We start from the raw sequence: 18,762 nt of genomic DNA, 5'->3' as shown, positions 1-18,762 counted from the left end.
CTATTGTGTAACCATCAAGCGTCGTCTGGGCTAGACACACCTAGCCAGTCACGGGGGCGCAAAAACTCGTCGGTAAGGCGCGCCTCTGGGCTTCCCGGCTCGGGCGTATAGCCATATTCCCAGCGAACGAGCGGTGGCAACGACATTAAAATCGACTCGGTGCGCCCGCCGCTTTGCAGACCAAACAGCGTGCCACGGTCCCACACCAAATTGAATTCGACATAACGTCCACGACGATAGAGCTGAAAATCCCGCTCCCGCTCGCCCCAGGGGTCATTTTTGCGGCGATTAATGATCGGCACATAGGCATCCAAAAAACTATCGCCTACCGCCCGCTGGAAAGCAAAGCATTGCTCAAACCCGCCCGCATTGAGGTCATCGAAGAACAGCCCGCCAACACCACGGGTTTCGTCGCGGTGCTTAAGATAGAAATAGTCATCGCACCAGGCTTTGTAGCGCGGATAAATATCATCGCCAAACGGCTGACACGCGGCTTTCGCCACGCGATGCCAATGCACCACATCTTCCATCACCGGGTAGAACGGGGTGAGATCGAAGCCGCCGCCAAACCACCACACCGGCGCTTCGCCCTCTTTTTCGGCAATAAAAAACCGCACGTTGCCGTGGCTGGTGGGTACGTGGGGATTTTCCGGGTGCAATACCCAGGAAACGCCCACGGCGTGAAAGCTGCGCCCGGCAAGCTCAGGACGCGCGGCGGTGGCCGAGGGCGGAAGCGTGGCACCAAAAACGTGGGAGTAGTTGACCCCGCCCTTTTCAAACACGGCGCCGTTTTCAATAACCCGAGAGCGACCGCCACCGCCCTCTTCGCGCGTCCAGCTTTCTTCTTTAAAGCTGGCACCGCCATCGGCTTCGGCCAAGCCGTCGCAAAGGCGATCCTGCAGGTCGAGAAGGTAGCGTTTTACATCTTCAAGGTGCTCGTGAGCCACGGGTTGCTCCTGGCGTTATTATCAATTGCAGTGGATAGCGTTATTACAGAATGTCGCGAGAGTGTTACATGAGAGAGTGTTACATGAGAGAGTGTTATGAGAATGTTGCGAGCGTTCGCGCTTACAGCATACTCATTGGCGCAGCACCTGGCCGCTCACCACATCACGGATAGTGCTGGGACGCGGATCACCGCCTAGTTCGCCCGCCACCACCGCGCCAAGCTCGCTGCCAAAAATGGCGCTGACTTCGTCGCGGCTCATCGCGGATGGCTCGCCGGCACGGTTGGCAGAGGTCGACACTAGAGGCCCACCAAACGCCTCGCATAGCGCGCGCACCACCGGATGATCGGTCACCCGCAGGGCAACACGGCTATGGGCGCCGCGCACCAGCGCGTGGCTGCGGCCATTATCCGGTACGAGCCACGTATTAGGCCCCGGCCAGCTAGATACCAGTGGCGCGTGCAGCTCAAGCGGCAAGCCTGCAAGCCAAGGCTGAAGCTGGGTAATGCTACCGGCGACCAGAATCACCCCTTTCGCTGGGTCGCGGGCTTTCATGCGCATCAAGTGGGTCAGGGCTTCGTCGTTATCTGGGTCACAGCTCAGCCCCCAAACCGCTTCGGTGGGGCAGGCAATTACGTGCCCCTCGCGCAGAGCGGAAACCGCAGGCGCAAGGTCAGCGACGTCAGGGGTTTTCGGCATAGGAGCTCCTAGCGGTGTCGCGTTAACAAGCTGATGGAATTCATCGTATCACGCCCTCGGCAAACGCACCCAACCACCCGTTTGCTGCGCCACAAAGCCTTCTAGCTCGAGCATTAAAAGCCGCTGTTGGCACTCGCTGACCGAAATGGCCGCCTGCTGCACCAGGGTATCGATGGGCGTCGGCACCTCGGAGAGGACGGTTAGCAACGTATCCGGCAACGGCTCATTGCGAGGCGTTTCCACACGCGGCGCGGCGGTGGGTTCATCGAGCGTCGGCGGAATAAACGTTTCTGCCCAGTGCTGCAACTCATCAAGAATATCGCGACTACTGCGGGCAAGTGTTGCCCCCGTTCGCAGTAGTTGCAGGCAGCCGTGGGCTTGAAGGTTATGGATGGAGCTGGGGATGGCAAAAAGCTCGCGGCCCTGCTCAAGCGCTAAACGCGCGCTCACCAGCGAGCCACTCTTCTCGGCGGCTTCGACCACCAAAGTGCCTAATGAAAGGCCGGTGACAATACGGTTACGCCGGGGAAAATACGCCGGTCGAGCGGCCGTGCCCAGCGGGTGTTCGGCTAGCACCAAGCCCCCGGGCGTTTGGCTTAAGCGCTGATACAAATCACGGTGGCGGGCCGGGTAAATCACATCAATGCCGCAGGCGAGCACCGCGATACTCGCCCCACCAGCGTCAAGCGCCGCCCGCTGCGCCAGCGCATCAATCCCCAATGCCATCCCGCTCACCACACACCAGCCGCGACGGGCAAAATCGCGGGCGAATGCTTGCGCGTTGGCCGCCCCTTCTGACGTCGGCCGCCGCGTCCCCACCATCGCAAGCCCCGGCAACGCAAGCGCCTGCAAATCCCCTTGCGCCCACACAACCGGCGGCGGGTCGGCGATTTCGTTTAAAAGCGCAGGCCAAGCGGGGTGGCCGCGGTAGAGCAATGCGCGATGTGAGGCGGCGGCCTCCCAGGCAAGGTTGTCTTCCACCACATTTTGTAGCGGGCTGCGCGCAGGGTGATCGAGCCACAAGCGCAGCTCAGACGCCGCCTGCGGTGGCAGCAATGCAAGCCAGCCGTGCGGCCATTCGGGGCTTTGTTCGGCGAGCTTCGCGATACGCTGTGCTCCTAGCCCCGGTAACGCACTGAGTACCAACCACTCCTTGGCATCCATCACACTCTCCTTTTTTAAGAACCTTTTATACGATCCTTGATAGGCGACGTTTGCGCCTAGCGCGGGGTTCTCACGCGATCACCCACCGCCAGCACGCGGGAGGCCTCCATCACTAGGGCATAGCTGACGTGATCATAGGGCTTAAATATCATCAGTGCCCCGGCCTCTTCTGCGGGCAGTTGTAACACCTCTTGGGTGCGCGGATCGTTCACGCGCTCCCCTTGCTGATCGACACGCAGCACATGCCCCGGCTGCATGCCGTCTTGGGTCCCCAGGTCAATCGCCACAACCTGCAACCGGCCGATAAAGCGCACGCCGCCGGGCACGGCGAGAATCGAGCCGCTCACCTCGTTACGCGGCGCGCGGGGCATAAAGGGGGCATCCGAAAAGGGCGATTCCAGCGGCAGCACAATGTCATTATTGCGCACTTCCTGTTCGGCACGGCGCACCTCTAACTGGGCAATGTCGTCTTCGCGGCGCACCAGTACCGCCTCTCCCACGCTGATCAATTCAAGCCCCAGCACGTCACCGTCGGCCCCCGCATAGGGCTCACCCTGGCGATAGATGCCCAGCGATTCGCCGCGCACCATTGCGCTTTCGTCGCGCGCATGATCGGTTTGGCGCGCATAGATCATATCCCCCGCGCCGCTGATCAGGCGCTTATCGTCACCGGCGACCACATAGGCAAGCTCGTTAAGCGCCTCGGCGCTATCGACAATCCGGTGCTGGCGTAAAAACGCCTCAACCGCGTCGCGCGGCAGCGGCTCAATCGCCTCGCGATGGGGCAGCGTGCGTACGTCAGGAGAGAGTTTGACCACATGCTGGCCGCGCTCAAGCCGGATACACGGCTCGCCTAGGCAATCGCGCAGCGTCAATTCATCGCCGGGGTAGATACGGTGCGGGTTATCGATCTGCGGGTTTTCACGCCATAGCTCGGGCCACTGCCAAGGTGCGTGCAGAAATCTCGCGGCGATATCCCAAAGCGTATCCCCCGTCTGTACCGTGTAACGCTCGGGGGCATCGTCGCGCAGACGTTCCCAGGCACTTACCGGTGCGGCGAGTAAAACACTAACAAGTAATACACTAAAGAGCGCCACGGCGCCCCGTTTTTGCCATGCCCAGCGGGAGCGTCGCTGCCCCGCGTTGTCATCCCTTGCCATGCGCTCTCCCGTTTGACTTGCCTGCCGTTGGCGCCCAATGCTCAAGCGCTTGCTAGCATGATATAATGAACGGTAACAATGAACATAGGCCATGCGTCCAACGCGTCGGCCTTGTTCGCTTTATAGATTCAGCATAACGGTACTTGCAACGCCATGGCTAAACTTCCGATTTTAGAATACCCCGACGAGCGGCTGCGCACGAAAGCCGCGCCGGTTGAAAACGTCGATGATGAGGTTCGCCAGCTTGTCGATGACATGCTCGAAACCATGTACGACGCCCGCGGCATCGGCCTTGCCGCCACCCAAGTCGATGTTCACCGCCGCGTGGTGGTGATGGATGTCAGCGACGAAAGCGGCCAACCGCTGGTGTTAATTAACCCAAGCTATACACCGCTTGGCGAGGAAAAAGAGCCGCTTTCCGAAGGCTGCCTGTCGATCCCCGAGTACTACGCCGAAGTGCCGCGCTATTTAAAAGTGAAGCTCAACGCGCTCGACCGTAACGGCGAACCCTATGAGCTTGAAGCCGATGGCCTGCTCTCGCACTGCATTCAGCACGAGTTCGACCATCTGGAAGGCGTGCTGTTTGTCGATTACCTCTCGCCGCTCAAACGTAATCGCGTACTCAAGAAGATGCAGAAACGCCACAAACTGGAGCAGGACGCTTAACGCATGTCATCACTGCGCGTTGTTTTTGCCGGCACGCCGGACTTCGCTGCCGCAAGCTTAGGGGCACTTTTAGCCAGCGAGCATGAAGTGGTGGGGGTTTACACCCAGCCCGACCGCCCTGCCGGTCGCGGTCGTAAGCTCACCCCCAGCCCGGTAAAAAAGCGAGCCCTCGAGCGCGATTTGCCCGTCTACCAGCCTGCATCATTAAAAAGTGCTGATGCTCAGGCGGAGCTAGCCGCGCTAGACGCCGACGTCATGGTCGTCGTCGCGTATGGGTTACTGCTGCCCCAGGCGGTGCTGGATATTCCGCGTTTGGGCTGTGTCAACGTTCACGCCTCGCTCTTGCCGCGCTGGCGCGGTGCGGCACCGCTTCAGCGCGCTATCGAAGCGGGGGATCGTGAGTCGGGCGTTGCCATCATGCAGATGGACGCGGGGCTTGATACCGGCGCGGTGCTGCGTGAAGCGCGCACGCCGATTACGCCCACCACCACCGGCGGTGAATTACACGATACACTTGCCGAGCTTGGCGCCACCACGCTGATTGACACACTGGATGCCATGGCCGCCGGCCGGGCACAAGCCCAATCGCAGCCGGCAGAAGGCGTGACCTACGCGGCCAAGCTTTCCAAAGCCGAGGCGGAACTTGATTTCTCCCAGCCAGCAGCGGCGCTGGCGGCGAAAATCCGCGCCTTCAACCCCTGGCCGGTGGCCTGGTGTGCGCTGGGCGATGAGCGCCTGCGTTTATTGATGGCGAGTGCCGAAGCGGGTTCTTTTCCCCCAGCCACCCCCGGTACGCTGCTAGCGCCAGGGCGCGACTGCCTGCGTATTGCCTGCGGCGCACACGGCGACGAGGTGCTGCAAGTGCAAAACGCACAGCTCCCCGGCGGCAAAGCGATGGCGGTGCGGGATCTGCTCAATGCCCGCCATACGCGCTTAGCCCCTGGCAGCGTACTGGGTAACGTTCTTGGCACCACGCCGCAAGGAGACGCTCGATGAACTCACCGCGCAGCCCCCAAACCGGCAGCGGCCAGGAAGTTCGCGCCGCCGCCGCCCGCGCGCTCACACCGGTACTCAGCGACAAAGGCTCGCTCGCCGGGCTGGATGAACATAGCGTTATTACCCGTGATCGCGCGCTGCTCAAAGAGCTCTGCTACGGCACCTGTCGCCGCCTACCGCGTTTAGAAGCGCTCGCCAATGAGCTACTGAAACAGCCGTTCAAAAAACGTGATATGGACATTCAGGCTCTGCTGCTACTGGGGATTTATCAACTGCTTTATATGCGCATTCCGGCGCATGCGGCAGTGGGGGAAACCGCCGGCGCGGCGCGGCTGATCGGCAAAGAGTGGGCGACGCGTGTGCTCAACGGCTGCCTGCGCCGCCTGCAGCGCGAAGCCGGCGCCCTGCAAGCCCGCGTCGACCGCGACCCTTATATTGCGCTGGAGCACCCGCCGTGGCTGTTGACCGCGCTGCGCGAGGCGTGGCCCGACCACTGGCGCGATATCGCCGAGGCCAATAACCAACCCGGCCCGATGACACTGCGTGTCAATCAGCATCACAATGATCGCGAAGCCTATTTAGCCCAACTCGCGTCACAAGGGTTAGACGCTCATCTCTGCACCCACGCACCCGACGGTATCACCTTGGACACGCCCTGCGACGTCAGCGCCCTTCCCGGTTTTGCCGAGGGTTTGGTCAGCGTGCAGGATGAAGCCGCGCAGCTTTCTGCGGCACTGTTGGGCCCTGCCATCGCGCCGCGCCCCGGCGCCCACGTGCTTGACGCCTGCTGCGCCCCCGGCGGCAAGACCGCACATCTTCTGGAGCAGTTTGATATTGCTCTGACCGCCTTGGATAGCGACAACCAACGCCTCGCTCGGGTCGAGGACACGCTAACGCGCCTTGGGCTTGAGGCCGAGCTGCGCCACGGCGACGCCACTACCCGTGATTGGTGGCAGGGCACCACCTTTGACGCCATTTTGCTTGATGCGCCGTGCTCGGGCACCGGCGTGATTCGCCGCCACCCGGATATCAAAAAGTTGCGCCGCAAAGAGGATATTAAACAGCTGGCTAAGCTTCAGACGCGACTCTTAAATAACCTCTGGCCGCTTCTGAACGAAGGGGGCACACTGCTCTATGCCACGTGTTCGGTGCTCCCCGAAGAGAATGCCGACCAGATCGAGGCATTTTTGCAACGTACGTCCGATGCCCATGTCACCACGCCAACGGGTGTCGCCTGGGGGGAGAAAAGCGGCGCTGGCCGGCAACTTTTCCCGCAACCCAACAGCCACGACGGCTTTTTTTATGCCAGACTGGAAAAGCGTACCGCTAAGTAAAGCGGCGACTTTTCATGACGGATCAACTCATTAAAGACCACGAAGGAGCGACATATGACACATCATACTTATAAGCATATTGAGCTAACCGGTTCCTCAGAGAAGAGCATGGAAGACGCGGTTCAAAACGCCATTGGCAAAGCCGCCGAGTCGGTCAAGAACATGCGTTGGTTTGAGATGGTCGACACCCGCGGCCACATCGAGGATGGCCGCGTTGCCCACTGGCAGGTGACGGTGAAGGTCGGCTTCACGCTGGAATAACGCCCTACCCTGCTTTTTAGCGGCGGCTGGTTTACACTAGCCGCCGCTTTCTATTGCAGCGCAGCGTTTGCGCACTAACGGGGACGGCAATCTGATGAAAATCATCATTCTCGGCGCCGGCCAGGTCGGCGGCACGTTGGCAGAACACCTCGCGCGAGAAGAAAACGACATCACCGTGGTCGACACCAACGCCAATAAGCTGCGCGAGTTACACACCAAACTCGATATTCGCACCGTGACGGGCGCGGCTTCCTACCCCATGGTGTTACGCCAAGCGGGATGCGAAGACGCCGATATGTTGATCGCGGTGACCAGCGCCGATGAAATCAACATGATCGCCTGCCAAGTGGCGCATACGCTGTTTCGCACCCCGACCAAAATTGCCCGGGTGCGCTCTACCGCCTATCTAACCCGCAAGGGGCTATTCGCCCACGAAGCGATTCCGATTGATGTGTTGATTAGCCCCGAGCAAGTGGTGACCGACCACGTGCGCCGTCTCATTGAGCACCCAGGGGCGCTGCAGGTACTCGAATTTGCCGGGGGCCTCGTTCAGTTAGTGGCGGTCAAAGCTTTCTACGGCGGCCCGCTGGTAGGGCAAGACTTGGCCTTTTTGCGCCGCCACATGCCCAACGTCGATACCCGCGTCGCCGCGATCTACCGCCGCGACCGGCCGATCATCCCGCGTGGCGACACGGTGATTGAAGCCGATGATGAAGTCTTCTTTATCGCGGCGCGGCGCGATATTCGCGCAGTAATGAGCGAGCTTCGGCGTGTCGAACGCGACTTCCGACGGGTGGTAATCGCCGGTGGCGGTAATATTGGCGAGCGCCTTGCCGAACATCTTGAACACAGCCATCAGGTCAAAATCATCGAGCATAGCCTTGAGCGCTGTACCCACCTCTCCGAGCGGCTCGACCGTACCGTTGTGCTCCACGGCAGCGCCACCAGCAAGCGACTGCTTGAAGAAGAGAACATCGAAGATTGCGATATCTTTTGTGCGCTGACCAACGACGACGAGGTCAACATCATGTCGTCGCTTTTGGCCAAACGTCTCGGGGCGAAAAAAGTCCTCACGTTGATCAATAACGCCGCTTACGTCGATCTCGTTCAAGGGGGCGATATCGATATTGCCATCTCGCCCCAGCAGGCCACCATCGGCAGCCTACTGACCCACGTGCGCCGGGGCGATATCGTCAACGTTCACTCGTTGCGACGGGGCGCGGCGGAAGCGATAGAAGCTATCGCCCACGGCGACAAACAGTCGTCGAAAGTGGTGGGCCGCACCATCGGTGAGATTGATCTCCCCGAAGGCACCACCATCGGCGCTATCGTGCGCGGTAAAGAAGTGCTCATTGCCCACGACAACGTGGAGGTGGTGTCTGGCGATCACATCATTCTGTTTGTCATCGACAAGCGCCGTATACGCGACGTGGAGCGGCTGTTCCAGGTCGGGCTGACCTTCTTCTAAGGAGTCGAGGTAAATGAGCCTGCGGGTAATTCTGCGTATATTAGGGCTGCTGCTGATGCTATTCAGCCTGACCATGATGCCGCCCATTCTGATCTCACTGTGGTTTCGTGACGGCGCGTGGCATGCCTTTTTGATCGGCATCGCGATTACCGTGCTAACGGGTCTGTTGCTCTTTCTGCCCAACCGCCATGAGCGCAAAGAGCTGCGCATTCGCGACGGCTTTATCATCGCGGCGATGTTCTGGACGGTGCTGGCGCTATTCGGCTCGTTGCCGCTGATGCTATTTGGCGCCGACGCCTTATCGCTGACCGATGCCGTCTTTGAGTCGTTTTCGGGGCTCACCACGACCGGGGCCACGGTGATTACCGGTATCGATTTCTTGCCTGAGTCGATTCTCTACTATCGTCAGCAGCTGCAGTGGCTGGGCGGCATGGGGATTGTGGTATTGGCCGTGGCGATTTTGCCCACACTCGGCGTGGGCGGCATGGCACTCTATCGCACCGAAATTCCAGGCCCGCTAAAAGACTCCAAGCTCACCCCGCGCATTACCGAGACCGCCAAAGCGCTGTGGTACATCTACGCTTCGCTGACGCTCACCTGCTTCGTGGCTTATATGCTCGCGGGCATGAATTGGTTCGATGCGTTGGGGCACAGTTTCTCTACCGTCGCCATTGGCGGATTTTCCACCTATGACGCCAGCATCGGCCACTTTGACAACGCCGCCATCGAGCTTATTTGCGTCGGCTTTATGTTAATTTCGGCGTTCAGTTTCAGCCTGCATTTCGTCGCTTGGCGCGAGAAGCGCTTAACCCATTACTTCCAAGATCCCGAAGCCCGTTTTTTAATGCTGTTTTTACTCGGGCTAACCACCGTGACCGTGATTTCCCTGTGGTTGACGGATACGTATGATACTCAGCTCGGCCTGCGCCACGGGCTGTTTGAGGTCGTCTCCGTGGCTACCACGGCAGGCTTTGCCGTCGCCGATTTTTCCGTCTGGCCCGGGGCGCTGCCGTTTCTACTTTTTGTTGCCGCTTTTGTCGGCGGCTGTTCGGGCTCCACCGGCGGCGGGATGAAGGTCATCCGCATAATTTTGATCATGAAGCAGGGCATGCGTGAGGTTATGCGCTTGATCCACCCTAACGCCGTCATCGCCGTCAAAGTGGGCAAAGTCAGTGTACCGGATGGCATTGCTCAGGCGGTATGGGGATTTTTCTCGGCCTACGTCATGCTGTTCTTTTTGATGCTGGTCGGCGTTATGGCGACCGGGGTGGATCAGGTGACTGCCTGGTCCACCGTTGGCTCCGCGCTAAATAACCTCGGCCCAGCACTCGGCGAAGCCAGTGGCCACTACGGCGATATGCCCACGCTTGCCAAGTGGATTTTAGTGGTGGCCATGCTGCTTGGCCGGTTAGAAATTTTCACGATCTTAGTGCTGTTTACGCCCGCCTTCTGGCGCCGCTAAACGCATTTTCGCCCCGTTTTCATTATGTTTTTTATCGAGTGCTGAATGAGCCTAACTGATACCGCCTCCGCGCTTCCCGCCACCAGCGGGCCGCTCAAAACCTTCACCATTGGGGATACGCGCTATACCCTGCTGGGTACCGCTCACGTCTCTGCTGAAAGCGCCGACGATGTGCGCAAACTCATTGATACCGGTGAATTTGATGCCGTGGCCATTGAGCTCTGCGATGCCCGCCACCACAGCATGGCCAACCCTGATGCCATGGGCGAGCAAGATTTATTTCAGGTGTTCAAACAGGGCAAGGCCGGCATGGTCGCCGCAAGCTTAGCCCTTGGGGCTTTTCAGCAGCGCATTGCCGAGCAGTCCGGTATTCAGCCGGGCGCCGAAATGCGCGCCGCCGTAGAAGAGGCCAAACGCCTCGACTTGCCGCTGGTGCTGATTGACCGCGATGTCGGCATCACACTTAAACGCATCTACCGCAACGTGCCTTGGTGGCAGCGTTTTTCGCTCTTTTCCGGGCTTTTGGGTAGCGTGCTGTCGCGCCAAGACGTTGCCCAGGAAGATATCGAAAAGCTCAAAGAAGGCGATATTCTTGAAGCCACCTTTAGCGAGTTTGCCGCTGAGTCAGAGGCGCTCTACACCCCGCTGATCCGTGAGCGTGACCGCTACATGGCGCTGCGCCTGGCCGAAGACACGCCACCCGGGCGTTACCAGCACGTACTCGTGATCCTTGGCGCCGGGCACTTAAAAGGCACTGGCGAGCATTTAGAAGCACCGCTACCTGAGTCGCCTACCGCTGAGCTTGCATCGCTAGAGGCCTCACCACCGCCCTCTAAACTATGGAAAATGCTGCCGTGGGCGATTACCGCGCTGGTACTCATCGGCTTTGCGATTGGCTTTTCGCGCAATACCGAGCTTGGCTGGCAACTGGTGTTGGAGTGGTTTTTAATCAACGGTGTACTTTCCGCTGCAGCCACCATCGCGGCACTTGCCCACCCGGTCACCGTAATCGCGACCTTTTTCGCTGCGCCGCTTACCTCGCTCAACCCCACCATCGGCGCGGGCTTTGTCGCCGCCGGGGTCGAGCTCTTTATGCGCAAACCGAAAGTGCGCGATTTCTCGACCCTGCGCCACGATGTTGCGCACCTTAAAGGCTGGTGGAAAAACCGCGTCTCGCGCACCTTGTTAGTGTTCATGCTTGCCACCCTCGGCTCCGCTGCCGGCACCTGGATTGCCGGGTTTAGAATCGCCGGGGCACTGTTTGGCAGCGCGTCGTGAACACCTTGGCACGCTCCCCGTGGCAAGCGGATGCGCTTTTGCTACTGGTCACGCTGGTGGCCGCCGCAGGCTGGATTTTCTCTAAAGAAGCCCTTGCGGGCATGCCACCGCTGTGGTTTATCGGCACGCGTTTTTTGCTCGCGAGTGCGGTGCTAGCCTGCTTTGCTTGGCCGGCACTGCGCCGTTTACCGGCGCGGCAGCTATACCGCGGCGCAGCGGTCGGGCTGTTGTTCAGCGGCGCCATTGCCTTTTGGGTAATGGGTCTTGAATACTCTGATCACCTAGGCGAAAGCGCTTTCATCAATAGCCTGGGGATTTTGCTGGTGCCGGTGGTGGCACGCTTGCTGTTTGGCGACCAACCGCCGCGCACGACATGGATCGCGCTGCCCATCGCGCTATGTGGCTTTGCGTTGCTATCGCTCAACGCCGGTTTTCGCATTGAGCCCAGCCAGCTTTTTATGGTCTGCTCGGCACTACTGTTTGCCCTACTGATCAACGTTAACACCCGCGTTGTGCGCCACCTTCCCGCCCTTCCGCTCACCACGTTACAACTGCTGGTGGTGGGCGTGGTACTGACGACGCTTTCCCTGTTGTTCGAACACGAGCCGCTAGCGCTTTCGCCGGCAATTATTGGCTGGTTTTTAGCCAGCGCACTGATCGCCAGCTCATTGCGCTTTTTTCTTCAGGTGAAAGCCCAGGGGATGACATCGCCGAGCCATGCGGCGGTCATATTAATGCTCGAAGCGGTATGGACCGCGCTTTTGGCGGCCGTCTGGTTTGGCGAGAGCATGACGCTTTTGCAGCTACTCGGCTGCGGGCTGATTTTCACCGCGTTGCTCATCAACCGCTGGTACTGGGTACGTAAGGTATTATTGCGTTGGCTGCCGCGCTAACAAACGCTGCATGGCATCCGTTGGCGTTTTGATCTTATGGTACTTACGGCTTGCAGCATAGCTTGCGTTAAACGCATCGAAGTAATCATCAAGCACATCGGCAGCATCAACATCACCCCCTTGGCGCAGCAGCTCGGCGGCAACTTCAGCGGTGCATAAATGTGCTTTCGATGCCGGTTTACGGAGCCGATAACGGGTTTCCCGTTCGGTGCGAAGCGGCAGCACCGGCAGCGCATCCAGGTAAGGGCTTTTGCGAAAAATCCGCCGCGCTTGGCGCCACGTGCCATCAATGAGAATATAGACTGGCGTTTTACCGCTGGCTTTTGCCTGCGTCACGGCGTCAATCGATACCACGCGGTCGGCGTAGTCGGGTTGGTCATCGGGGAAAACCACAAACGGCGCAAAGCGCTCATCCGCGAGCAGCGCGAGCAAGCGCGCATCCGGCTCGGTGCGGTGCCAGGTAAACACCTCCGTTTGCGCCAGCACATCGCCAATCAAACGCCCGGTATTGGTCGGCTTGTAATGCTCAATCCGATGGGTCAAAAGCCACACCTGTGCCTCGCTTTCGGCAGTGACTTTATACGGGCAGAGGCAGTTCAGCACCGGTAAATTGCACCCTTCACAGCGCTCAACAAAACTCCCCCGCGCCTTAAACTCACGCCGCGGATGCCCTGTGGCCGGGTCAATCTCGGCGGGGGTATGGTTATCGAGTGGCGAAGGCATCTACGCTCCCAGATCGGAAAAACCCGCGAGTATAATGCAAGCAGCGTTCAAGAAGCGAGCCGGTCTAGCTGAATCCGATGACGTACCCCGCGTTTACTTTCCTGACGAACTACCGAGAAATCCTTAGTAGTTGCCTCCTCGCCCTGACCTTCCTCTTTGAAGATGTTGCAGGTGCACTACATATAGCGTAGACCGCAGGGCTGATTCGTCTCATACAGGTTGCGCTTGCCACACAGAGACGATCTCCCGCTTTTCAGATCATATTATGAGCCGATTACGGCTTGTATCCGGCTCAAGGAATAGCGAAGTACTAATTGGGGTTTGGTAGAATGAACTCAACAGTAGACAAAAGCCCTGATGCAGCAGTTGTTGATGGAGAAACGTAGGGCTAACCTGACAGCTGGTAGCCGCAAACAAGAGGCCAATGATGGATATTCAACGTTTTAGAATCAGCAACCTAGGCCATTTCCAGCAGCTGGAAGCAGACCTTACTCCTTCACAGCTGTCTAGCGGTAACGTAACTGTATTTATCGGTAACAACGGCGCGGGAAAGACCTCGGTGCTGATGGCTCTAGCCACCAGCCTGAGCTGGTTTGTAGCCCGTCTGCGTAGTGAGAAAGGCAGCGGCAGCCCTATCCCTGAAGACGCTATTCTTAATGGACAAGTATCGGCATCAATTGATATTGCGGTATTCGACGATCAAGGACAGTTCGGCAACGCCGATGCCGATATCAGTGATCATCTTTATCACTGGACGCTGACCAAAACCGCCAAGGGCAAAAAGGCAAGCGCCAGTTCTAACCTGCAAGATGCTACGCGACTTGCCGAGCACTACCGCCGCCGACTAACAGCACAAGAAGATATCGGCTTACCCTTGGTTGCTTTTTACCCAGTAGAACGGGTTGTTTTAGATATCCCTTTAAAAATCAAAAGCAAACACAGCTTTCTACAGCTTGACGGCTACGATAACTCGCTCAATCAAGGCGTTGACTTTCGTCGCTTTTTTGAATGGTTTCGTGAGCGAGAAGACAGCGAGAATGAAACTGGGCTCCCAGAGGAGACGCTCGACACTTTACTAAAAAGTGCAGGTAAAGGGTCAGATATCTGGAACATGCTGCAAGATATGAAAGTTTCTTCCAAGGATCGCCAACTAACGGCTGTACGCACAGCAATCGCCAGCTTTATGCCAGATTTTTCGAACCTGCGCGTTCGCCGCAAACCCCGTTTACACATGTCGATTGATAAAGATGGAAAAACGTTGAATGTTTCGCAGCTATCCCAAGGTGAAAAATCACTAATCGCCTTAGTCGGCGACATTGCACGCCGTTTAGCAATGATGAACCCAGACATGGACAACCCTTTGCAAGGCGATGGCATTGTATTGATTGATGAGGTGGATATGCACCTGCACCCTTCTTGGCAGCGTCGTATCATCCAGCAATTAATGAACACTTTCCCTAACTGTCAATTTGTACTCACTACCCATTCGCCCCTGGTTATTAGCGAGTGCAAGGATGCGCTTATCTACTCGTTGAGCGACGGCGAAATCACCATGATTCCTTCTCAATATGGTCAGGATGCCAATACCGTTTTACTAGATGTGATGGATACTCATATCCGCAACGCAGAGATTGCTGAGCAATTGAATAACGCTCTGGATAGTATTCAACGCGGTGAACTGAATAAAGCGCGCACCCTGTTAAGCGAATTAGCGCACATTTTGCCTTCAAGCAACCTGGAGCTAAGCAAAGCCAAACTACTCTTACGCAAACAGGAACTGCGGCATGAGAAAAATCATTAAAGGGAACGAGCCTACACCGCTAACAGTGTGGAAGCGCGCCAACCCAAGTGGACGTTATCAGCAGCTAACCAATTCTGAACGCCAGGCAATACGTGAAGCGTGTACACACGAGCAGCATTATTTATGTGCGTACTGTTGCCAAACAATCAGCGGCACCACTGCTGATACCATGAACGAACACGTGGAAGCACGTGACAAAGCCGCTAACAAAAGCCTGGATTTCAACAATATTGTAGCCAGTTGCACTACACCCTATCAGTGCGACGACGCACACGGCTCACAACCACTGCCACTCACGCCGCTGATGGATGAGTGCGAAACCGAGCTTCAGTTTATGCTCAGCGGGCGAGTAAACGGCCTAACTGAGCGCGCAAAAAACACTATAGATGTGCTCAACCTCGGCGACCATGAGCGAAATAACAAACGCTTGGTAGAAAAGCGAAAATACCTCGCTCACAGCTTGTTATTAGAGAATGGTGTTGACCCCGAAGCAGGGCTAGAAGATGACGACTTACTTAACATGCTGATTAACGACCTCTCCCTACCTAAAGATGACCGATTAGAGCCCTATGCGCCTGTTGTTGTGAATGTGCTTAGGCAATGGATTGCAGCATGAAGATTTCATGGTCAAAGCTACCTTGGCGATTTAGGAGAGAACCCTCGGTCAAGATAAGGTTAGCTAAACCCAGCATTTGGAGGCCATGATGAGTATCGAGCAGCCCGAAACGCTCCATTTAGACAGTGATGACACGACCGGCTACCCCAACTCCCCACTGCCAGTGTTGTTCTACCGGGACGTTATCGACACTCGTGACCCAGAGGAGTGTGCCGCCACCTTCGAAGCCATGTTCAAGCGCCATGGCTGGCCGCCGGCGTGGCGCTACCACCTGTATGACTTCGACCACTTCCACTCCACCGCCCATGAAGCATTGGGCATCTTCCGCGGGCAAGCCCGCGCAAGGCTGGGTGGCCCTAACGGGCGCGAACTGATGCTTTGCGCAGGCGATGTTCTGGTGCTGCCCGCAGGCGTTGGGCATGCCAGCCTGGAAGCGGACGATGATTTCTGCATGGTAGGCGCCTACCCGCCCGGCCAACAGCCGGCGATAGAGCGCGGCGACCCGGCAGAGCTGGAATCGGCGCTGGCGCGCGTGAATAGCGTGGCGATGCCCGAAAGCGACCCGGTAGGCGGCTCGCTGACAACCCTGTGGGCGCCAACGCCGTAATGACGCTGATCCAGCCGATAAACGGACTTATCAAAAGACCTACACGCAGCTAGGAACTACGGCCTAAGCCGACCTGTCCCACCCTCCAACTCTCACACCGAAGGAAAGCCCTATGACCGCCTATGTGGTGATGATCAAAGAACACACCCACGACACTGACGAGATGGAGCGCTACAGCGAAAAGGCGAAAGCCGCTCGCGAAGGTCACGACCCTGAACCGCTCGCGTTCTACGGCGATGTTAAAGTGCTCGAAGGCAGCGCCATGGAAGGCGCGGTGATTTTACGCTTCCCCGATATGGCCGCCGCCCGCGCCTGGTACCAAAGCCCCGCCTACCAGGAAGCCCGCCAGCACCGCTTCCAGGGGGCCGACTACCGCGTGTTTATCGTGGATGGGATTGAATGAGCCGATTATTTGAAATATTCGGCTCATAGAGCCACGTCCCCCTCGCTAGTTGCCAAACCCGCTCTGCCACTCGCTGCGTGGCGTCACACAACTGGCCATCACTATTCAGAGTTAAAAGCGTGTATTCAGCTTCTGCGTGGCATGAAATTGGATCACAGCGCTGCCTCAGTCGCTTCAGCTTCATTTTTCTTTAAGCAGTATAAAATGCTCGATCAGCCGAATCATCAGCGCCTTCTGATCAGGCTGGCTTTCTGCGACCAGCAGCGCCAGTGCCACTAAGGTATTGTCGTTGATCAATTGCTCAACGGGTCGGGCCAGTAACCCCGCATTGCGGCGCAGGTACCAAAGAAACAGAAACGACCCGCAGCGCTTGTTTCCATCAGCCAGAGGGTGGTTTTTGATCACAAAATAAAGCAAATGCGCAGCACGGGTGGCCACGTTCGGGTAAAACAGCTCGTCGCCAAAGCCCTGTTCAATGGTGGCCAGGGCCGATGTCAGTCCGTCACCCCGCACCTGACCGAACAACTCGGTTGCCTCGCCTTTGGCGATTAACGTCTGTTTTAACTCACCAATCGCCTTCAACGCCTCTTCCACCTCCAACGAATGCATATCAGGCTGCTTGATGTTTAGCTCGGCTAACTGCTGTTCATCATAGCCCTGCAACAAGCTCCAGGAACGTGCGTAATCGCTGATAACGCGAGCGACGGCCTCGCCTTCGTTAGATACCAACCCTTGATTGGTAAGAGTTTGGCTGAGCAGCTTCACCGCCTGCTCAAACTCGATACCACGCTCGGTTAGCCGACGTTGGTTCAGGGTAAACCCTTGCACCAGATGATCTTTCAGAACGCGAGTCGCCCACTTGCGGAACTGTACACCACGCTGAGATTTCACTCGGTAGCCAACCGAGATGATGGCGTCTAAATTGTAGTGGTCTATTTCCCGCTGAACCTGACGCTTACCCTCCTGGCGAACTATCCGGAATTTCCGGATAGTTCCTTCTCTCTCCAGCTCTCCCTCTGCGAACACGTTGCCAATATGCTCGTTAACCGTTCGCAGATCTTTGCCGAAAAGCTCTGCCATCTGTGCCTGACTCAACCAAACAGTGTCTTGTTCCAGCGCCACTTCCAGCTGTGCTTGGCCGTCTTCGCTGGTGAATATCTGTATTTGTTGATCCTTCATCGACTGCTGCCTCCATTTTGTTGCGGCCAACGCATCGCTAGCGCAACTCCTTAATTAGATAAATATAATCTTCCCATAAACTGTATACCAATACAGTAAATTTATCCAAAAATTATTGCCCTCAACATCTATCGCTTAAATCGTGAGTGGCGACGCGGGATCAAAGGCAGGTCTATTTAGCCGACATCAGCACTCGACGACAGTAGGCAACATGCAGAAATGGCACCAACAGCGGCATGGCCAGCTTTCAAAATGCTATTGTCCGCGCGCACAAGATACGTAAAACGGCATTACTTCTCGCTATGATAGGGGCTAAGTACAATAACAGCGGCAATGAAACAAATCCCGCCTGCAATAAACCACAACACAAAATATGATCCCGTCATAAAGGCTATCAACCCGCCTAAAAAAGCAACCAACCCAGCGCCTACCTGATGAGCCACGTTGATCCAGCTAAAAGCCGAAGGCCCTTGATCACCAAATATCTGGTTGCACAAATTAATCACCGGAGGAACCGTTGCAACATCAAATACACCAAACACGACGGCAAAGGCTATCAACTCCCACCCAACGGGTTGCGATAAAATAAAAGGCAGCCAAATCAAACTCGCGCCACGTAAAAAGAAGATAACCGCTAGCAATGCTTGTTTATTGACTCTATCTGAAAGCCACCCTGCCCCAATCGTACCCGGAATATTTAAAAGGCCTACTATCAAAAGCAAATAAGATGCGTCCGCTACCGATATCCCCTCTAACGTTGCTGCCGGCGTAAAACTACTCCACATCAAGCCATTTGTAGTGGCGCCACACATCCCGAATGCTAGCGCTATCACCCAAAATTTCTTATTCTTCACGAACCCTTTTAAGTTAATAAAGACATCTGCAAATGTACTATTCGGCTTAATATTATAATCAGTTACCGTTCTAACCGCCGAGTGCCTCTCATTCAGCAGCAAACATATCACCAACAATGTGATTAGGGTTAACCTGCCTCATTCATGAGAGTGTCGATTGAGCGTTTTGGAGCCGTTGGTTGCCGGCTTCAGTCTTCAACAGCCGTATCGATGGCGTGATGACACACGGATTAATGCCCAAGTGTGGCGCT

At 57.0% G+C, this 18,762-nt stretch carries 19 protein-coding genes; 12 read left to right on the top strand and 7 right to left on the bottom strand.

All coding sequences use genetic code 11. The features are described from left to right. Positions 1-14 precede the first annotated feature (14 nt). The 4 genes from hemF to HZS81_RS05205 all read right to left on the bottom strand — a co-directional run bounded on the left by hemF (position 15) and on the right by HZS81_RS05205 (position 3,970). Complete coding sequence (gene hemF / locus HZS81_RS05220; RefSeq protein WP_179929509.1) at positions 15-947, bottom strand: oxygen-dependent coproporphyrinogen oxidase; 933 nt, start codon at positions 945-947, stop codon at positions 15-17. A gap of 132 nt (positions 948-1,079) precedes the next feature. Further along, positions 1,080-1,646: an L-threonylcarbamoyladenylate synthase type 1 TsaC gene (gene tsaC / locus HZS81_RS05215; protein ID WP_179929508.1), complete on the bottom strand. Its 567-nt coding sequence runs from the start codon at positions 1,644-1,646 to the stop codon at positions 1,080-1,082. A 48-nt stretch (positions 1,647-1,694) separates the two neighbouring features. Next, positions 1,695-2,810, bottom strand: a complete 1,116-nt coding sequence (gene dprA / locus HZS81_RS05210) for a DNA-processing protein DprA (protein WP_179929507.1) — start codon at positions 2,808-2,810, stop codon at positions 1,695-1,697. Positions 2,811-2,866: 56 nt separating this feature from the next. Then, positions 2,867-3,970: a LysM peptidoglycan-binding domain-containing protein gene (locus HZS81_RS05205; protein ID WP_179929506.1), complete on the bottom strand. Its 1,104-nt coding sequence runs from the start codon at positions 3,968-3,970 to the stop codon at positions 2,867-2,869. Positions 3,971-4,123: 153 nt separating this feature from the next. On the opposite strand from HZS81_RS05205, the gene def reads away from it, so the two are divergent. The 8 genes from def to HZS81_RS05165 all read left to right on the top strand — a co-directional run bounded on the left by def (position 4,124) and on the right by HZS81_RS05165 (position 12,328). After that, positions 4,124-4,636 carry a peptide deformylase gene (def, locus tag HZS81_RS05200; protein WP_179929505.1) on the top strand — a complete coding sequence of 171 codons (513 nt, stop codon included), beginning with the start codon at positions 4,124-4,126 and terminating at the stop codon, positions 4,634-4,636. A 3-nt stretch (positions 4,637-4,639) separates the two neighbouring features. Then, a complete protein-coding gene (gene fmt / locus HZS81_RS05195; protein ID WP_179929504.1) occupies positions 4,640-5,632 on the top strand; it encodes a methionyl-tRNA formyltransferase in 993 nt (330 codons plus the stop codon). Next, complete coding sequence (gene rsmB / locus HZS81_RS05190; RefSeq protein WP_179929503.1) at positions 5,629-6,966, top strand: 16S rRNA (cytosine(967)-C(5))-methyltransferase RsmB; 1,338 nt, start codon at positions 5,629-5,631, stop codon at positions 6,964-6,966. The genes fmt and rsmB overlap by 4 nt, the downstream gene beginning before the upstream one ends. 54 nt (positions 6,967-7,020) lie before the next feature. Next, entirely contained in the window at positions 7,021-7,227 is a 207-nt protein-coding gene (locus HZS81_RS05185) for a dodecin (RefSeq protein ID WP_179929502.1), read from the top strand. A gap of 94 nt (positions 7,228-7,321) precedes the next feature. Next, on the top strand, positions 7,322-8,695 hold the full coding sequence (gene trkA, locus HZS81_RS05180; protein ID WP_179929501.1) for a Trk system potassium transporter TrkA: 1,374 nt from the start codon (positions 7,322-7,324) through the stop codon (positions 8,693-8,695). Positions 8,696-8,708: 13 nt separating this feature from the next. Continuing rightward, on the top strand, positions 8,709-10,157 hold the full coding sequence (locus HZS81_RS05175) for a TrkH family potassium uptake protein (protein ID WP_179929500.1): 1,449 nt from the start codon (positions 8,709-8,711) through the stop codon (positions 10,155-10,157). Positions 10,158-10,202: 45 nt separating this feature from the next. Beyond that, positions 10,203-11,435 (top strand): TraB/GumN family protein, encoded by a 1,233-nt coding sequence (locus HZS81_RS05170; RefSeq protein ID WP_179929499.1) that lies wholly within the window; start codon positions 10,203-10,205, stop codon positions 11,433-11,435. After that, complete coding sequence (locus HZS81_RS05165) at positions 11,432-12,328, top strand: EamA family transporter (RefSeq protein ID WP_179929498.1); 897 nt, start codon at positions 11,432-11,434, stop codon at positions 12,326-12,328. The genes HZS81_RS05170 and HZS81_RS05165 overlap by 4 nt, the downstream gene beginning before the upstream one ends. Here HZS81_RS05165 and HZS81_RS05160 read toward each other — a convergent pair. After that, positions 12,305-13,051 (bottom strand): tRNA-uridine aminocarboxypropyltransferase, encoded by a 747-nt coding sequence (locus tag HZS81_RS05160; protein WP_179929497.1) that lies wholly within the window; start codon positions 13,049-13,051, stop codon positions 12,305-12,307. The two genes, HZS81_RS05165 and HZS81_RS05160, sit on opposite strands and share 24 nt — an antisense overlap. Before the next feature lie 424 nt (positions 13,052-13,475). Between HZS81_RS05160 and HZS81_RS05155 the strand changes: the two genes are divergently transcribed. From HZS81_RS05155 to HZS81_RS05140, 4 genes are all read left to right on the top strand, one after another. Beyond that, the gene (locus tag HZS81_RS05155; RefSeq protein ID WP_206679536.1) at positions 13,476-14,852 is read left to right on the top strand and encodes an AAA family ATPase; all 1,377 of its coding nucleotides are present in this window, start codon (positions 13,476-13,478) and stop codon (positions 14,850-14,852) included. Beyond that, on the top strand, positions 14,836-15,468 hold the full coding sequence (locus HZS81_RS05150; protein ID WP_179929496.1) for an HNH endonuclease family protein: 633 nt from the start codon (positions 14,836-14,838) through the stop codon (positions 15,466-15,468). The genes HZS81_RS05155 and HZS81_RS05150 overlap by 17 nt, the downstream gene beginning before the upstream one ends. A gap of 85 nt (positions 15,469-15,553) precedes the next feature. Beyond that, on the top strand, positions 15,554-16,075 hold the full coding sequence (locus HZS81_RS05145) for a cupin (RefSeq protein WP_241697382.1): 522 nt from the start codon (positions 15,554-15,556) through the stop codon (positions 16,073-16,075). 112 nt (positions 16,076-16,187) lie between these two features. Then, positions 16,188-16,478 carry a DUF1330 domain-containing protein gene (locus HZS81_RS05140; protein ID WP_179929495.1) on the top strand — a complete coding sequence of 97 codons (291 nt, stop codon included), beginning with the start codon at positions 16,188-16,190 and terminating at the stop codon, positions 16,476-16,478. Positions 16,479-16,658: 180 nt separating this feature from the next. Here the strand turns inward: HZS81_RS05140 and HZS81_RS05135 are convergent, their stop codons facing one another. Continuing rightward, positions 16,659-17,657 (bottom strand): virulence RhuM family protein/type II toxin-antitoxin system death-on-curing family toxin, encoded by a 999-nt coding sequence (locus HZS81_RS05135; protein ID WP_179929493.1) that lies wholly within the window; start codon positions 17,655-17,657, stop codon positions 16,659-16,661. A gap of 290 nt (positions 17,658-17,947) precedes the next feature. Beyond that, positions 17,948-18,625, bottom strand: coding sequence for an MFS transporter (locus tag HZS81_RS05130; protein ID WP_338401820.1), 678 nt, complete (start codon positions 18,623-18,625; stop codon positions 17,948-17,950). Positions 18,626-18,762 lie beyond the last annotated feature (137 nt).

It is taken from the genome of Vreelandella salicampi, assembly GCF_013415105.1.
GTDB lineage: Bacteria > Pseudomonadota > Gammaproteobacteria > Pseudomonadales > Halomonadaceae > Vreelandella > Vreelandella salicampi.
Note: the sequence above shows the minus strand (reverse complement) of the source record. Positions and strands in the feature narration are given on the sequence as shown.

Coding starts and splice junctions, on each gene's coding strand:
- tsaC (WP_179929508.1), bottom strand. CDS start 1,646: ATGCCGAAAACCCCTGACGTCGCTGACCTTGCGCCTGCGGTTTCCGCT.
- dprA (WP_179929507.1), bottom strand. CDS start 2,810: ATGGATGCCAAGGAGTGGTTGGTACTCAGTGCGTTACCGGGGCTAGGA.
- HZS81_RS05205 (WP_179929506.1), bottom strand. CDS start 3,970: ATGGCAAGGGATGACAACGCGGGGCAGCGACGCTCCCGCTGGGCATGG.
- def (WP_179929505.1), top strand. CDS start 4,124: ATGGCTAAACTTCCGATTTTAGAATACCCCGACGAGCGGCTGCGCACG.
- fmt (WP_179929504.1), top strand. CDS start 4,640: ATGTCATCACTGCGCGTTGTTTTTGCCGGCACGCCGGACTTCGCTGCC.
- rsmB (WP_179929503.1), top strand. CDS start 5,629: ATGAACTCACCGCGCAGCCCCCAAACCGGCAGCGGCCAGGAAGTTCGC.
- HZS81_RS05185 (WP_179929502.1), top strand. CDS start 7,021: ATGACACATCATACTTATAAGCATATTGAGCTAACCGGTTCCTCAGAG.
- trkA (WP_179929501.1), top strand. CDS start 7,322: ATGAAAATCATCATTCTCGGCGCCGGCCAGGTCGGCGGCACGTTGGCA.
- HZS81_RS05175 (WP_179929500.1), top strand. CDS start 8,709: ATGAGCCTGCGGGTAATTCTGCGTATATTAGGGCTGCTGCTGATGCTA.
- HZS81_RS05170 (WP_179929499.1), top strand. CDS start 10,203: ATGAGCCTAACTGATACCGCCTCCGCGCTTCCCGCCACCAGCGGGCCG.
- HZS81_RS05160 (WP_179929497.1), bottom strand. CDS start 13,051: ATGCCTTCGCCACTCGATAACCATACCCCCGCCGAGATTGACCCGGCC.
- HZS81_RS05155 (WP_206679536.1), top strand. CDS start 13,476: ATGATGGATATTCAACGTTTTAGAATCAGCAACCTAGGCCATTTCCAG.
- HZS81_RS05150 (WP_179929496.1), top strand. CDS start 14,836: ATGAGAAAAATCATTAAAGGGAACGAGCCTACACCGCTAACAGTGTGG.
- HZS81_RS05145 (WP_241697382.1), top strand. CDS start 15,554: ATGATGAGTATCGAGCAGCCCGAAACGCTCCATTTAGACAGTGATGAC.
- HZS81_RS05140 (WP_179929495.1), top strand. CDS start 16,188: ATGACCGCCTATGTGGTGATGATCAAAGAACACACCCACGACACTGAC.
- HZS81_RS05135 (WP_179929493.1), bottom strand. CDS start 17,657: ATGAAGGATCAACAAATACAGATATTCACCAGCGAAGACGGCCAAGCA.